12 protein-coding genes and 1 tRNA gene are annotated in these 15,955 nt (G+C 62.8%); 9 read left to right on the top strand and 4 right to left on the bottom strand.

Annotated elements, in window-relative coordinates:
• Nucleotides 1–8: 8 nt before the first annotated feature.
• The 4 genes from HG250_RS11170 to HG250_RS11155 all read left to right on the top strand — a co-directional run bounded on the left by HG250_RS11170 (nucleotide 9) and on the right by HG250_RS11155 (nucleotide 1,956).
• Nucleotides 9–596 (top strand): Maf family protein, encoded by a 588-nt coding sequence (locus HG250_RS11170; RefSeq protein ID WP_170005404.1) that lies wholly within the window; start codon nucleotides 9–11, stop codon nucleotides 594–596.
• A gap of 5 nt (nucleotides 597–601) precedes the next feature.
• A complete protein-coding gene (locus HG250_RS11165) occupies nucleotides 602–1,573 on the top strand; it encodes an Rne/Rng family ribonuclease (RefSeq protein WP_170005403.1) in 972 nt (323 codons plus the stop codon).
• Nucleotides 1,570–1,761 (top strand): DNA gyrase inhibitor YacG, encoded by a 192-nt coding sequence (locus HG250_RS11160; RefSeq protein ID WP_170005402.1) that lies wholly within the window; start codon nucleotides 1,570–1,572, stop codon nucleotides 1,759–1,761. Before HG250_RS11165 ends, HG250_RS11160 begins: the two co-directional genes overlap by 4 nt.
• Before the next feature lie 119 nt (nucleotides 1,762–1,880).
• Nucleotides 1,881–1,956, top strand: a tRNA-Phe gene (locus HG250_RS11155).
• A 231-nt stretch (nucleotides 1,957–2,187) separates the two neighbouring features.
• Here the strand turns inward: HG250_RS11155 and HG250_RS11150 are convergent.
• Nucleotides 2,188–4,920 carry a TonB-dependent receptor gene (locus HG250_RS11150; RefSeq protein ID WP_170005401.1) on the bottom strand — a complete coding sequence of 911 codons (2,733 nt, stop codon included), beginning with the start codon at nucleotides 4,918–4,920 and terminating at the stop codon, nucleotides 2,188–2,190.
• On the opposite strand from HG250_RS11150, the gene HG250_RS11145 reads away from it, so the two are divergent.
• The 5 genes from HG250_RS11145 (at nucleotide 4,919) to purQ (ending at nucleotide 10,415) form a co-directional block, all read left to right on the top strand.
• Nucleotides 4,919–5,221: a hypothetical protein gene (locus tag HG250_RS11145; protein ID WP_170005400.1), complete on the top strand. Its 303-nt coding sequence runs from the start codon at nucleotides 4,919–4,921 to the stop codon at nucleotides 5,219–5,221. The two genes, HG250_RS11150 and HG250_RS11145, sit on opposite strands and share 2 nt — an antisense overlap.
• Before the next feature lie 232 nt (nucleotides 5,222–5,453).
• Nucleotides 5,454–6,254: a phosphoribosylaminoimidazolesuccinocarboxamide synthase gene (gene purC / locus HG250_RS11140; protein WP_170005399.1), complete on the top strand. Its 801-nt coding sequence runs from the start codon at nucleotides 5,454–5,456 to the stop codon at nucleotides 6,252–6,254.
• 217 nt (nucleotides 6,255–6,471) lie between these two features.
• Nucleotides 6,472–9,333, top strand: coding sequence for a M16 family metallopeptidase (locus HG250_RS11135; protein WP_170005398.1), 2,862 nt, complete (start codon nucleotides 6,472–6,474; stop codon nucleotides 9,331–9,333).
• A gap of 171 nt (nucleotides 9,334–9,504) precedes the next feature.
• Entirely contained in the window at nucleotides 9,505–9,738 is a 234-nt protein-coding gene (purS, locus tag HG250_RS11130) for a phosphoribosylformylglycinamidine synthase subunit PurS (protein WP_170005397.1), read from the top strand.
• Nucleotides 9,738–10,415, top strand: coding sequence for a phosphoribosylformylglycinamidine synthase subunit PurQ (gene purQ, locus HG250_RS11125; RefSeq protein ID WP_170005396.1), 678 nt, complete (start codon nucleotides 9,738–9,740; stop codon nucleotides 10,413–10,415). Before purS ends, purQ begins: the two co-directional genes overlap by 1 nt.
• 106 nt (nucleotides 10,416–10,521) lie before the next feature.
• Here purQ and HG250_RS11120 read toward each other — a convergent pair whose 3' ends face one another.
• The 3 genes from HG250_RS11120 to HG250_RS11110 form a co-directional block, all read right to left on the bottom strand.
• Nucleotides 10,522–12,873 carry a putative bifunctional diguanylate cyclase/phosphodiesterase gene (locus HG250_RS11120; RefSeq protein WP_338103910.1) on the bottom strand — a complete coding sequence of 784 codons (2,352 nt, stop codon included), beginning with the start codon at nucleotides 12,871–12,873 and terminating at the stop codon, nucleotides 10,522–10,524.
• 105 nt (nucleotides 12,874–12,978) lie between these two features.
• Entirely contained in the window at nucleotides 12,979–14,814 is a 1,836-nt protein-coding gene (gene glmS, locus HG250_RS11115) for a glutamine--fructose-6-phosphate transaminase (isomerizing) (protein ID WP_170005395.1), read from the bottom strand.
• Between the two features lie 134 nt (nucleotides 14,815–14,948).
• Nucleotides 14,949–15,848 carry an EamA family transporter gene (locus tag HG250_RS11110; RefSeq protein ID WP_170005394.1) on the bottom strand — a complete coding sequence of 300 codons (900 nt, stop codon included), beginning with the start codon at nucleotides 15,846–15,848 and terminating at the stop codon, nucleotides 14,949–14,951.
• Nucleotides 15,849–15,955 lie beyond the last annotated feature (107 nt).

Here is a 15,955-nt window from a genome sequence, read left to right as displayed (position 1 = left end):
TTTTGCAAATGGCAGATGCAGAACCGGCGGCTCGCCTGATCCTGGCGTCTGCCAGCCCGCGGCGCAGCGAATTGCTGGCCCGGATCGGCATCGAACCGGATGCCGTCTTGCCTGCCGATATCGACGAGGCACCGCACGACGCTGAAGTGCCGAAAGATTATGCGATCCGCATGGCACGCGAAAAGGCGCGCGCCATCGACGCCGTCGGTGCCCATGTGCTGGGCGGCGATACCGTGGTCGCGCTGGGCCGACGCATCCTGCCCAAGGCTGAAGATGCGGCCACGGCGCGTCATTGCCTGCAACTCCTGTCGGGTCGCCGCCACCGGGTGATTTCCGCTATCGCACTCGCTTCGCCCGGCGGCACGCTGCGCCAGAAGGTAAGCGAGACGTCCGTCAGGTTCAAACGCCTCGAAACTGCCGAAATCGACGCCTATATCGATCTGGGCGAATGGCACGGCAAGGCAGGTGGCTACGCCATTCAGGGTGCCGCCGAAGGCCTGATCGCCTGGATTGCCGGGTCGCATTCGGGCGTGATTGGCCTGCCGCTGTTCGAAACGAGAGCCGTGCTGAGGGCCGCCGGCCTGATCCGGAACTGACCGCCATGGCGCAATGGCTGGTCGAGGAAGGGATCGGCGAAAGCCGGGCGATCCGTTTGCATGCAGGCGGGATCGTCGCTGCCCGTCTGGACTGGCCCGGCGCGCTGGCGGCAGGCCATGTCGAGGATGCCCGCCTTGTTGCGCGCGTAAAGGGTTCGCCGCGCGGTATTGCCCTGTTCCGCAATGGCGAGGAAGCTCTCGTCGACCGATTGCCGGGCGATACTTCCGAAGGCACGATGCTTCGGCTGGAAGTGATCCGTAGCGCCATTGCAGAGAAAGGCCGTCTGAAGCGGGCGCAGGCGCGCCCGACCGGCGCTGCGCCATGCGACATGCCGCCTCTTGCCCAGCGCCTGGAAGGTGAAGGAAAGACGGTGCGGATCGTGCATCGTTTCCCGGCGGATTGCGACTGGAACGATTTATGGCTGGAAGCCCTGAGCGGCGAAACCCATTTTCCGGGTGGTTCGCTCATCCTTGCTCCCACTCCGGCCATGACCCTGATCGATGTGGACGGCGCGGCGGGCGAACTGGCAAAAAGAGCCATTCCTGCAATCACCGGCGCGATCGCCCGGTTCGACATCGGCGGCTCCATCGGTATCGATTTTCCAACGATTCAGGACAAGGCAGGCCGGCGGACGATCGACCGGGCCTTGGCCGAAGCATTGGCGGATGTCCCGCATGAGCGCACCGCGATGAACGGTTTCGGCTTCGTGCAGATCGTCCGCCGGTTGGTGCGTCCATCCCTGCTGCACCGCCTGCAGAGCGCGCCTGCGGCCGCGGCGGCCCGGCTGCTGCTGCGCCATGCGGAACAGGTGGAGGATCCGGGCACCGTCCTGCTGCGCTGCCGGAGCGAAGTGGCGGACCGGCTCTGTCCCGAATGGCTGGGGGAATTGCGCCGGCGGATCGGGCGCGACCTGATCGTCGAGCGGGACGATACGCTTGCACTCGAAGGCGGCTTCGCTCAGGCAGTTGCCTCATGACGAACATACGCACCCGCCCCTGCCCGATCTGCCGCAAACCGCGCTCTGCCGATCACGCGCCGTTCTGTTCCACGCGGTGCCGCGACCGTGATCTGGCGCAGTGGTTCAACGATGGCTATAGCGTTCCCGGCCCGCCCGCCGCGCCGGAAGATATCGCGGCGGAAGTCCTCGACAACAAAAGCGACTGAACCCCCTTGCCAAGCGGCCAAGGCTTCGCCATACGCCCGCACTCCAACCGTTGGAACGAGGCCTGGCCTCGCCCGGCGATCTTCCGATGCCGTCATGATGCGGTGCCGGAATTCGTGATGCCCAAGTAGCTCAGTTGGTAGAGCATGCGACTGAAAATCGCAGTGTCGGTGGTTCGATTCCGCCCTTGGGCACCACAATTCTCCAGATAATCTCGATGAGCGATCGGGCATTCAGCCGGTGGCAGGCGCTCGTGCCGATCTGAGTAGTCGCAAGCGCAATTCCGCCGGCTCCTTCGGGCTGTAGCCACGTCTCCATACTGTCCGGATCGCCTGCTGCCATGATTCAGGTGCCGCTCCACACATCCTGACGAAAAAGGCCGCCTCCCTTTCAGGAAGCGGCCCTCTTCTGCCGTGACGAACAGTGTTTCAGAAGCGTCCGCGAACCGTCAGGCCATAGGTGCGCGGTTCGGCGAGGAATGCCGAATAGGTCTGCTGCGGCGCAATGAAGGACGTGTTGAAGCCAACCTGCGTGTAATCTTCATTGAACAGGTTCTGCGCCCATGCCTCGATCGCCCAGGCCCGGTCGGGACCGGTGATGCCGATGCGGCCGTTCACCACCACATAGCCGTCCTGTTCCTTGCCGTAGAGCAGGTCGGAACCGGTGTTGTAATCGCTGGTCAGACGCGCATTGATGAAGAACAGGCCGCTCAGCCCGCTGTCGCCGATCGGCGGTGTCCAGGTCAGCGAACCGGTGGTGACGAGTTCCGGCGCATTCGACAGATTGTCACCCGGCAGCAGGCGCAGCGCGGGGTCCAGCGGACGGCCATCGCTATTGCCGATGAGGTCATCGGTATAGCTCGTGTCGGTATAGGTGAAGCCCAGCGTGGCATCGAAGAAGCGTGCCGGCGAAATCGTCGATTCGACTTCGATACCCTGCGAGATCACGCCGGGTTTGACGTTCTCGGGCAGGCAGGCACCGGTTGCCGCGGATGCATCCATGTCCGCGCCGCCCAGGTCGGTGGAGCAGGCGTTCACATTCTGCACCAGAAAGACCGAACCGTTGAAGGTATTCAGCTGGAAATTGCTGAATTCCTGACGGAAAGCGGCGACGCTGGCCGAGAACATGCGCGTCGAATATTTCGCGCCGACTTCAAAAGCATCCACTTCTTCCTGGTCGAACTGGAGATTGGCGACATCACCAGCCACCAGAGGTCCGGCGATTACGCCCAGACCGGAAGTTCCGGTAAGCGCGGAGCGATCGAGGTTGAAGCCGCCCGCCTTGTAGCCGCGCGAATAGCTGCCGTAGAACAGCAGATCGTCGTTCGGCTGATAGGACAGGATGGCCGTACCGGTGAATTCATCCTCGTCCCGGCTGTCGTTCAGCGTCACGCCGTTGATTTCCGAAGTCGAATTGCCCTGACACGAGAGCGAGATCAATCCGCCGGCAAGACCGGCCAGCGCGGGCACACCCAGAAGGCCGCTGAGCAACTGCCGGTTCTGCGGGCAGATGACATTGTCATTCGCCAGCGTGGCATCGAAATCCTTCGTTTCATTGGTGTAACGCAGACCGAGCGTCAGATCGAGCTTGTCGGTGACGTGGAAGATGTTGTGCGTGAAGAAAGCGAAGTTCTCGCTGTCCTGGTTATATACATCGCCCGTGCTGCCAAGATCGTTGAGCCGGGCGAGATTGTCGAGACCGGCAAAGATGAGCGGCGTTGCAGCCCCGAAGGCACCTGCCCCGCCGTTTGCTGCACGCAAGGCCCCGCGTCCGCCAGCGCTGAGGCAGCCGGTGCTGCCCGGCGCAACCAGTGCGGGGTTGATCGCCAGAATGATACGACAGGGCGCAAAGGCGCCATATTGCGTTCCGAAGCGCAGAGTGTCGCGCACCTGGAGATCTTCATTGGCGTAGAAGCCGCCGACAAGCCAGTCGAGCCGGTCCTCGAAAAGCGAGCCCTGCAGTCGCAATTCCTGCGTAAAGGTCTTGAACTGGCGTGCCCCGGCATTCGGGCCGGGTGCGCGATAAAGAATATCGACGCCGGTATAATCCGTATCCGACCCCTGGAAGTTCTCATATTCGCGATAGCCGGTGATTGAAGTCAGCGTGATATCGCCGAGATTGTAATTGATCTCGCCCGAAATCCCGTAATCTTCGGTTTCGCCTTCATAGCTGCGGCCGCGGGTCGGATAGATTTCCCGCTCGAACATATCGTTGGTGAACGCACGCGGGTCCTGACCCAGCGCCAGCAGCACGCCGCCGATCGGGTTCTGTCCCGATGCGAGTGCGGGCGTACCGCCAGTTGGCCTGTTGTAAAGATCGAGACCGGGGCTGACGCGCGCCAGCGGGTTGAAGTCCGGCGTGACGAAAACCGCGGCGCAGCAGGCCTCGTCCTTCTTGGAATAATCGACCACGATTCGCGCGGTAAGATCGGTGTTGGGATCGAACAGCAACTGCCCGCGCAGCAGGTAACGGTCACGGTCGTTGACATCCACATCGTTCACGACATCGTCGTAGAAGCCGTCGCGCTTCATGTAGACGCCGTCGATCCGGCCAGCCAGCGTCGTGCCGAAGGGCACGTTCACGCCGCCTTCAATCCGATACATGTCGTAATTGCCGTAGCTGAATGCGCCATAGCCCGAAAAATCGAATTCGGGCTGCGCGGTATAGACGCTGATAAGACCGGCGGACGCATTCCGGCCGCCGAGCGTTCCCTGCGGACCGCGCAGGATTTCAATCCGGTCGATCGGGCCGAGTTCGCTGAGCGCATTGCCCGATCGCGAACGGTAGACGCCGTCGACGAAAACGGCGACAGAGCTTTCGAGGCCCGGGTTGTCACCCACGGTGCCGATGCCGCGAATACGGGCCGAACCGTTCGCCTCGTTGCCGGTGGATGAAACCAGCAGCGAAGGCGCGACCTGGTTCAGTTCACGAATGTCGCTGGTGCCCGACCGCTCCAGCAATTCGCCGGAAACGGCCGACACGGCGACGGGAACATCGGCCAGCGATTGCTGGCGGCCCTGCGCGGTTACGACGATTTCGAAATCGCTGCGATCCTCGATCGTGGTCAGGGGCGGCTCTTGCGGTTCATCGATATCGGCGTTTTCGGCCATGGTGTTGCCTACGGTCTGCGCATGAGCGACGCTGGAAGGCAGCGCAGTCATGGCAGCCAGCGAAACGCCGGTGGCCAGCGCATATCTCGCAGCAGCGCCGAAAACACGCGGACTCGTTCCGTTAAAGCGGGGTGTGTTCACCAAAATTTCTCCCAAATCTTCATATTTTCTAGGCAACCCCTGGGGAGGTGGATGCGTCACCCTTAACCTGCCGCAAAGCCGCAGCAAGTCAACTGGCCGTGCGCCGCAGCCCGCAAGAATGCTGCGTTTGGACGTGAAGTGTGGCAAGAATGCACTATTCGCATGTGCAGCAAAGGCAAGAAGGATCATCGTGGCCGAAAAGGGGCCGTGACGCCGGGTGCGAATGCGAGATCCGGCACGTCCCCGAAACCGCACCGATGGAAGTGGCCGAGGCGGTCAGAACCGCCGATCCGCCGCCGAAGCAGCGATTGCCTTAGGCCGAGGGCAAGTGTAGAGGCGGCGCGGCGGCCCGGCCCTTGCGAAGCACGGATGTGTTGCAGCCGGGGCTTTCGCATTCTTGCGCAGCCTGTCGCACATGGGTCATCGCGTGTGGGGAAAACATTATGTCGCGTCGTCGCCAGATTTACGAAGGCAAGGCCAAGATCCTGTATGAAGGGCCGGAACCCGGCACCATCATCCAGTATTTCAAGGATGATGCCACGGCCTTTAACGCGCAGAAGAAGGGTACGATCAACGGCAAGGGCGTGATCAACAACCGCATCAGCGAGTTCGTCTTCACCCGCCTCGCCCAGATCGGCATTCCCACGCATTTCCTGCGCCGTCTGAACATGCGCGAACAGCTGGTCCGCCAGGTCGAGATCATCCCGATCGAAGTGGTCGTGCGCAATGTCGCTGCCGGTTCGCTGAGCAAGCGGCTGGGGATCGAGGAAGGGGAGCAGCTTCCCCATACGCTGATCGAATATTGCTACAAGGACGACGCGCTGGGCGATCCGCTGGTGGGCGAGGAACACATCGCCTGCTTCGGCTGGGCCAGCAATGAAGAGATGCAGGATATCGCCAGCATGGCGATCCGCGTCAACGATTTCCTGGTCGGCATGTTCGCCGCGATCAATATTCGCCTGGTCGATTTCAAGCTGGAATTCGGCCGCATGTGGGACGGCGATTACGCCCGCGTCATTCTGGCCGATGAAATCAGCCCGGACGGTTGCCGGCTCTGGGACATGAACACGGGCGAAAAGCTGGACAAGGACCGCTTCCGCCGCGATCTCGGCGGCGAGGAAGAAGCCTATCAGGAAGTCGCCCGCAGACTGGGCCTGCTACAGAACGACGATGGCAGTGCCGGCGAGGTTTTCGACATGTCGGCCCATCGCGGCAAGCTGCGGAACACCAAGCCCAAGAAATGACGCGGCGCGAGGCGGAACGGATGTTGCAGTCACTGCCTCGCCTGCCGACTCGTCATTGATCGAAGCGCATGTCCGTTCGGCAGAGCGCCGATTTGCACTTGACCGAAATCGCGCTACACGGAGACAGGCATGGCCGGGGGTCCGGGCGCCGTATTCTTCGCAGGCACGATGTTGCGCGCACCCTGCCATTTGCAATGCAACTGAGGGGTCGTATCTTATGAACAGCACATCGTTTTCCCGCCGGATCGCCCATGTGGCGATGGCAGGCGCATCCGCCGCCGTTCTGCTCATCGCCACGCCGGGCCTGGCTCAAGGCCCGGTCGAAGGCTGGAATGTCGAGGCGACCGATGTCGTGCCCGACGCGACGGTCATCTACGGCCAGCTCGACAATGGCATGAAATACGCCATTCGGCAGAACGACAAGCCCGAAGGCACCGCCGTCATCCGCATGCATGTCGATTTCGGCTCTCTTGCCGAAGCCGATAATGAGCGCGGGCTTGCTCACTTCATCGAACACATGGCCTTCAACGGCACGACCAACATTCCCGAAGGCGAAATGGTCAAGCTGCTCGAACGCAAGGGGCTGGCCTTCGGTGCCGATACGAACGCCTATACCGGTTTCGACGAAACGGTTTACCTGCTCGACCTGCCGCAGACCAATGACGATCTGATCGACACCGGACTCATGCTGATGCGGGAAACCGCCGGCGAAATCCTGTTCGACCCTGCCGCCGTCGACCGCGAACGCGGTGTCATCGTCGGGGAACGCCGTGCGCGCGACAGTTTCCAGTTGCGCCAGATCATGGACCAGCTGCGCTTCACCGCGCCGAATACGCCCTATGCCGACCGTTTCCCCATCGGCACGGATGAAGTGCTGACTACCGCCCCGGCCGAACGCCTGAAGGCCCTGTACAATCGTTATTACCGGCCCGAGAACACAACCCTCATCATGGTCGGAGATTTCGACCCGGCCGCGGTCGAGACGAAGATTCGCGCAGCGTTTTCCGACTGGCAGGCCCAGGGCGCAGCCGGTGCGCCCGCCCCGCTCGGCAGCGTGGACATGAACCGCCCTGCCGCCTTCGATACCTTCATCGATCCCGCCGCACCGTCGCAGGTTCTGATCGAGATCATGCGACCCTATGCCGACCCGGCCGACACGGTTGCAGAACGGCGCGCCGACGCCGTGCGTTCCGCCGCGACCGGTCTGTTCGATCAGCGCCTGTCGCGCATCACCAGCGCGGAAGGCTCCAATATCCTGGGCGCGGGAATCACCCTGAGCGAATATGAGGATGCGGCCAACACCACCACTCTTCGCGCGACGACCCGCGACGGCGCATGGCAGGAAGGGCTGCAACTGCTCGAGACCGAAGCGCGCCGTGCCGTGCAGTTCGGCTTCACCCAGCGTGAACTCGACCGTTATATCGCCAATCGGGAGACTGCCTATCGCACGGCCGTCGAACAGGCCGACGCACGGACGAACGCGCAGATCGCCAATGCCATCGTCGCCATCGCTGCCGAGGATGATATCCTTACCGATCCCGCCTGGCGCTACGAATTCTTCAACACCTACCGCGGCGATCTGACGCTGGACGCCGTCAACGCCAGTTTCCGCGAATTACTCGAAGGAAGCGCGCCGGTCGTTCACGTTGCCGGCAAGCAGGTCGAGGGCGGCGAAGAGGCGATCGAGCGCGCCTATCTGGCCAGCGCAAGCGAAGCGGTCATGCCGATGGATGCCGCTGACGAGGTCATGTTCGCCTATGACAATTTCGGCACGCCCGGCACTGTCGTCGCTGACGAGCGGATCGAGGATCTCGACATTCGCACCGTGCGGTTTGCCAACAACGTGCGTCTGAACATCAAGAAAACCGATTTTGAGCCGGGCCGCGTGCGATTCAACGTCGCCATGTCGGGCGGGCAATTCATCCTTCCCGAACAGAATTCGGGTTATGCGCTGATGCTGTCGACCGTCGGTGCCAATGCGGCGACGACTCGCAATTCGGAGGAGGATCTGAAGGAGGTCCTGGCCGGCCGCAATGTTACAACCGGGTTCCAGCCTGCCGTGGATGCCTTCGTCGTCGGCGGGGCGACCACTCCGGAAGATCTCGCCTTGCAGATGAAGGTCAGCGCCGCCTATCTGACCGACGCGGGCTTCCGGCCCGAGGCGCAATCGCGCTACGCTTCGCTGGTGGACGTCATCTCCGAACAGCTGAACGCCACGCCGCAGAACGTGGCCGCCACGCAGGTTCCGACGATCATCGCCAATGACGATGCGCGCTTCGGCATTCCGGGGCGCGAGGCGCTGTCCGCCCTGTCGCTGGAAGACCTCCGCACCCCCTATCTGGCAAATGCGGCCAATGCCCCGATCGAGATCGGCATTGTCGGTGACATTGACGAGGATGCGGCCATCGCCGCCGTCGCGCAAAGTTTCGGGGCCCTGCCGGAAAGGATGGTGGAACAGCCGGACTTCACCGCGCAGCGGGCCGCACGCTTCCGCGAGGATCTGACCCCGGTGGTGCTGACCCACGGCGGTCAGGCCGATCAGGCGATGGTCAATAATTACTGGCCGCTGCCCGATGACAGCGACTATCGCCTGGAAACGGGCATAACGATGCTGAGCGCTGTCATGCGCCTGATCCTGACCGAGGAATTGCGGGAAAATCTAGGCGCAACCTACGGGGCGAGCGTCGGTGCCAGCATGTCCGAAGATTATACCGATTTCGGGTATCTGGCAGCTGGCGCAGTCGTCGATCCGGCGCAGATGGACGTGGTGGAAGCGACCATTCTCGAAGTGACGCAGCAATTGCGCGATGCGCCGATCGATGCCGATCTGCTTGTCCGCGCCCGCAACCCGGCGCTGGAACGGCAGCAGCAGTCGTTGACCGACAATGGCTACTGGGCAGGCTATGTCGCCAATGCGCAAGGCGAGGCCGAGCGGCTGGACCGGATCAGGCAGCGGCGCGCCAATCTGGAGGCGGTGACCCCGGCAGAAATCCAGACGCTGGCGCAGCGTTATCTCGATCCTGCGAAACGGCTTTTCGTCCGCATCGTCGCCGAAGAGGTTGCCGCGGCCGCCAACTGATCTGCGGTTAGCAAATGTGGAAGAATTGACGGGGCCGGCGGGGTTATGCACCGCCGGCGCTTTTTTGCTGAATGTGGAGCGCCCGGCCGAGGGCTGCCGCTTGCCCGGCGTCGCCGCAGCGGGCATAGGCGCAGCGAATCTCCAGATCCGAAAACGAGACAGGCGAATCTCATGAAGTTACGCATTCAGATCAGCCGCAAGCCGGGTGTCCTCGACCCTGAAGGTCGTGCCGTTCACCACGCGCTGGAGGGGCTCGGTTTCAGTGGCATCCAGGATGTCCGCATCGGACGGATGGTGGAACTGCAAGTAGCGGACGACATCAGCGACGCAGCGATCGAGGATATGTGTCGCAAGCTTCTCGCCAATACTGTCATTGAGAATTACCGGGTCGAGAAGGTCGCCTGATGCCGTTTTCCGCAGCCGTCGTCACCTTTCCGGGATCGAATTGCGACCGAGACATGGCGGTCGCGCTGGAATCCGTCACCGGCCGGGCGCCGCTGCGCCTTTGGCACGGCGATGCCGAACTGCCCGGCGGACTCGATCTGATCGCCCTTCCCGGCGGCTTTTCCTATGGCGATTATCTGCGCTCGGGCGCGATGGCTGCGCGCAGCCCCATACTGAAGGGGGTGGCATCCGCCGCAAATGCCGGGGTTCCGGTTCTGGGGGTCTGCAACGGCTTTCAGGTGTTGACCGAAAGCGGCCTGCTGCCCGGCGCGCTGATGCGGAACAAAAATATGCATTTCATCTGCCGCGACATGCCGCTGCGGGTCGAAAATGCCGCTTCCCGCTTTACAACTGGCTACGCAGCTGGACAGGAAATCACCATTCCGGTGGCGCATCACGACGGCAATTTCTTCGCTGACGACGAAACGCTGGACCGGCTGGAAGGCGATGGCAGAGTGGCATTCCGCTACCTCGACAACAGCAACGGATCGCGGCGCGATATTGCCGGTATTCTCAGCCCGGCCGGAAACGTACTCGGCATGATGCCTCACCCCGAACGGGCGGTGGATGCGGCGCATGGGGGCACGGATGGGCGCATCCTGTTCGAAAGCATACTGAACGCTCTCGCACCGGCCTGAGAACGCCTGGGGCGACATCGACCCGGGAACTGCCGGCATGCCCAGCCGGCTGCCCGCTCCTGCTGCTCTCCTGCCCGAACCTGCGGGCCGACCGCCGCTGGGGCGCTCAGGCCCGCAGCCGTGCCTGCCGCACGAACAGCTGGCGGGCGTCGGCGGCGGACATGGGCCGTCCAAAATGATAGCCCTGGATCTTGGTGCAACCCATCTCGCCGATCAGTTCGGCCTCCTCCGCACTTTCCACGCCTTCGGCCGTGGTCGACATCTCGAGACTGTCCGCCATTGCAACCACGGCGCGAATGATGGCGAGGCTCTCGGCGCTGTTCTGCGCCGCACCCTGCACGAAGCTGCGGTCCACCTTGATCGTCGAGAACCTCAGCTTGCGAAGATAGCCGAGCGATGAATAGCCCGTGCCGAAGTCATCCAGCGCCACTGTGCAGCCCAGCGCCATCACCTGTTCGAGTGCAATACGCGCCAGATTCGCATCGCGCAGGAAGATGCTTTCGGTCACCTCCACCTCAAGTCTTTGCGGTTCCAGGCCGCTTTGCCGCAAGGCATTGACCACGGTATTCGCGAAAGCCGGTTCGATCAATTGCTCAGGCGAGACATTGACCGCAATCCGGACATGGCTTGGCCAGTTGACGGCTTCGCGGCAGGCGCGCTCCATCACCCAGGTGCCGATCGGAACGATCAGGCGGGTATCTTCTGCCAGCGGGATGAACTTGGCCGGGCTGACGAAGCCGTGTTCCTTGCTGTTCCAGCGGACCAGGGCCTCGAAACTAACGATTTCCTCGCTTCTGGCATTGACGACCGGCTGAAAAGCGAGATCGAGCTCCTCATTCTCCAGCGCCCGGCGAAGCGAGAACTCCAGCTTGCGCCGCTCCTCTGCCGAGGCGTGCAGTGCAGGTTCGTAACAGTAATGTTCGGATCCGCCACTATCCTTGGCGCGATAGAGCGCAAGATCGGCATTGCGCATCAGTTCCTCGACGGTCGAGCCATCGCGCAGACCGATCGCCGAACCCACGCTCGCCCCCACGAACAGGGTATTGCCGTCGATGTCATAAGGTTCCGAAAGTGCGCTGATGATCTTTTGCGCGACAGCTTGCACACAGCCTGCAGCATCTGCATCGCGGATCACCACGGCAAATTCGTCGCCGCCCAGCCGGCCGCATGTTTCATTGGCACCGAATAGGCTCTTCAGGCGCCCGGAAACCTCCGCCAGCAACTGATCGCCGACCAGATGACCCAGCGTATCATTGACCGATTTGAAACGGTCGAGGTCGATCATCAGGAAGGCGCAACGCGACCGCCACTGCTTGGAATAGCGCAGGGCCTCGCCCAGCGCCTCGTTCAGCATCATCCGGTTGGGCAGCCCGGTCAGCGTGTCGTAACGGGCCAGATAGGCAATCTTTTCCGACGATTCGCGCTGCTCCGTCACATCGGAGCCGACGCCGCGAAAACCGATATACGCCCCGCGTTCGTCCAGCATCGGCGTGCCGGACAATTCCCACCAGCGCGTTATTCCTCCGATCTCCACCTTGACCATCAGGTTCGAGAAGTTTTCCCGCCGCTTCAACCGTTCGGCCAGATCGTGCAGGCTGGTGGGGAACTGCCCGGTTTCCCAGGCATCGCCCGAAATGAGCTGCAGGAACGGCAGGCCCTCGATCTCTTCAGTCGTTCGGCCCAGCGCGAAAGCGAAGCGGGGCGAAACGGAACGGATCCGGCGCGCGGTGTCGACCCGCCAGAGCCAGTCGGCCTCGTTCTCCTCGAATTCGCGCAGCAGCAGCGACACCACTTCGCTTTTCTCCACGACACCGGCCTCGGCAATCCGGGCCTTCAGGTAATTGCGGGCTCCCTCGATCGTGCCGAGGATCGAGAAGATGACGAACACCACGACCGTTGCCGCAAGATCGTAAGCATTCTGCCAGCAGAACACCCCGACAGCGGTCACACCGGTAATGATCGCAAAGGTCACCGTGCCCAGCGGCGCAGCGGACAGGCGCAGCGCGGCACTGGTGACGAGCATCGCGGCTATCGCCCACAACGCCATCTGTTCGCCCTGCGTGCCATAGGGCATGAACAGCAGCATCGGCACCGACCAGACCAGCGCGATCATCGCCTGGCTGATCGCCTGCTTGTTGAATTCGACCCGCCTCATGCGCCGCTTGTCGGAATCGCCCAGCGCCTTGTCGTATCGAATGGCGGAATAGACCGCCAGGGCCAGCGCCGCGAGCCAGCCGAGCTGGATGAAGACGGGAACCTGACCGAAATAGACGAGGACGACCAGCGCCGCCGCGATGAGGTGGAACGCTGCACGTATGGTGCTGACCCGCGCGAAATAGGAATATTGCAGCCCGCGCAGCCGCGCCCAGTCTCCCGTTGCCGGATCGGTAAGGCCCAGTACCGCCAAGGCAGGCAGATCGTTGGACAGCGTGGGTATGTCTTGGCTGTTGTCGGTCACACGGCAGCGATAGGCCCCAAAGGTTATGACCGGGTAAATCAGGGGCTGACTATTGCGATATTCCTGACTGCTGCCAGAGGTTTGTCACGTAATGCAGGACAGAAGCTACTCCACCGTAACCGACTTCGCCAGATTGCGGGGCTGATCCACATCGGTGCCCTTCACGCAGGCGACATGATAGGCGAGCAACTGGACCGGAACGGCGTAGACCAGCGGCGCGATCAGCGGATGCACGCGCGGCATCTCGATGGTTGCGATGCAGCCTTCGCCCGCCTCCTCGATTCCCTCACGGTCCGAAATCAGCACGATCTGCCCGCCTCGGGCGCGCACTTCCTGCATGTTCGACACCGTTTTTTCGAACAAGGGTCCGGACGGCGCCAGGACGATGACCGGCACCTTGTCGTCGATCAGGGCGATGGGTCCATGCTTCATTTCTCCGGCAGCATAACCTTCGGCATGGATGTAGCTGATTTCCTTCAGCTTCAGCGCGCCTTCCATGGCGAGCGGGTAATCAGGCCCCCGCCCCAGATACAAAACGTCACGTGCAGGCGCGATCAGCGGGGCCATGGCCTCGATATCCTCGTCATGCGCCAGCGCCGCATTCAGGCAGGCTGGCGCTTCGAGCAGGTGCCCCACAACCGCCTGTTCCTCAGCCCGGTCCATCAACCCCTTGCGAACTGCCATATGCGCGGCGAGCGCGGCCAGCACGGCAAGCTGGCAGGTGAAGGCCTTGGTCGATGCCACACCGATCTCCGGTCCTGCGTGGGTCGGCAGCAAAAGATCCGCTTCCCGCGCCATGCTGCTGGTGGGAACGTTCACGACCACGCCGATGGTCTGGCCCGCCTTTTTGCAATGGCGAAGCGCGGCCAGCGTATCCGCCGTCTCGCCGCTTTGCGAGATGAACAGCGCGAGGCCGCCGTCCTCCAGCACCGGTTCGCGGTAGCGGAATTCGCTGGCTACATCGATGTCCACCGGCACGCGGGCAAAATGTTCGAACCAGTATTTCGCCACCAGCCCTGCGTAATAGGAGGTTCCGCACGCCACGATCGTCACGCGGCGAATGGCCGACAGGTCGAAATCGATTTGCGGCAGGGCCACGCTGGCATCGCTCTGCCGCAGGTAGGAGCCGAGCGTCTGCGCCACCACGGTCGGCTGCTCGAAAATTTCCTTCTGCATGAAGTGGCGGTAATTGCCCTTTTCGACCGCAGCCGCCGATGCGCCCGACGTGGTGATCTCGCGCGTGACCGGCGCATTGCCCGCATCGAAGATCTCGGCACTGCCCTGGCGCAGGACGACCCAGTCGCCTTCCTCCAGATAGGCGATACGCTGCGTCAGCGGTGCGAGCGCCAGCGCATCGGACCCCAGAAACATCTCGGGGCGATCGTCATCGGCGCCATAGCCCAGCACCAGCGGCGATCCCAGACGCGCGCCGATTATCATGTCGGGATGGCTGCGGAAGGCGATGGCAAGCGCGAAGGCGCCGCGCAGCATCGGTAACACGGCCTTCACCGCGTCCTGCGGGCTGGCGCCGCCTTCGACCTGTTCGGAAATGAGATGGGCTACCACTTCGCTGTCGGTGTCGCTTTCCAGCGTGCGGCCGCGGGCGCGCAGTTCGTCGCGGATCTGCTTGAAATTCTCGATGATGCCGTTGTGCACCAGCGCCACTTCCGCAGTGGCATGGGGGTGGGCGTTGCGCGCGGTGGGCGCGCCATGCGTGGCCCACCTTGTATGCGCGATGCCGGTGGTGCCGGGCGCCGGGTGTTCGGCCAGTTCACGGACCAGATTGGCCAGCTTGCCTTCGGCCCGGCGGCGGATCAGCGCCCCATCGTGCTGCGTGCAGATGCCTGCGGAATCATAACCGCGATATTCCATGCGCTTCAGTCCGTCGACCAGGCGGTCCGCGACGGGATCTGCCGAAACGATACCGATGATTCCGCACATAAGGTAAATTCCTTCACTTCAGATTGTCGGGCACGAGCGCTCCGCGCGCTCTGCCGGTCAGGACTTGGGGTCAATTTGCACGCGCGCTGCGGCAGTGCAACTCACCATGCAACAGCAATGGTAAGGGATGGCGCTCACTCCGCTTTCGGCACATCGCGGGCCTTTCCTGCGCCCCACAGATACAGTCCCGCCGCGATGATGATGGCCGCGCCGAGCCAGGTGGCGGCATCCGGCGCATCGCCGAACAGGAACCAGCCCAGCGCGACAGCTACCAGCAATTGCACATAGACCATCGGGGCAACCGTCGCGGCCCCCGCCCGTGTTGTCCCCATATAGATGAGCCAGTGGCCGCAACTGGCCGACATCGCGACAAGGATGCAGCGCAACACCACGGTCCAGTCCGGGCTGCCGATTTCCAGCGACGTGAGCCCGCTGCCATGTCCGACCAAGGCGGCGATCACCAGGATCGGAGCGGCAAAGGCGGCAATGAACGCCTGCATCGCCAGCGGGCTGGCAGCCCCGGCAACGGCGCGGTTCGCCATGAACAGGATGCTCATCCCGGCAGCCGAACCGAGCGGCAGCAACGCAGCCAGTCCCAGCGCGGAGAAATTAGGCCGCAGCACGATCAGCACGCCGACAAAGGCGATGCCCGATGCGATCCAGGTCACCCGGCGGGATTTCTCCTTCAAAAAGATCGGGGCCAGCACCGCCGTCAGGACAGGGCTGACGAAGACGATCGTGGTCGCTTCTGCCAGCTGCATGACGAACAGAGCGGAAAAGAAGCACAGCGTGGCGAACGCCACCGCAGCCCCGCGCAGCAGCTGGAGGCCGGGATGCGGCATCCGGAAGCCCGCCCTGCCCTCGGCCATGAACAGCAAGGTGCACAGGCCGATGGCGCCAGCGACATAGCGCAGCGCGGCAATCGCGGTGGGCGCCCACATGCCGTTCATGGTCTTGATGATCGCGTCACCACTGCTGAGCAGGATGAACCCGCCCGCCGTGAACAACAGGCCGCTGCGGTCGTTCTGAAGCACGCAATTCCCCGGAAATCTGCCGGTCCGGCAAGTTTTGCAGGACCGCCGGACCGCGCCTAGCCGCATCCGCGGCCGAAAGAAAGGACGCAGGGCTTCGATGTTCCCCG

This window comes from Pseudopontixanthobacter vadosimaris (genome assembly GCF_012979275.1).
Classification (GTDB): Bacteria; Pseudomonadota; Alphaproteobacteria; order Sphingomonadales; family Sphingomonadaceae; genus Pseudopontixanthobacter; species Pseudopontixanthobacter vadosimaris.
This window is presented reverse-complemented; position numbering and strand designations above follow the sequence as displayed.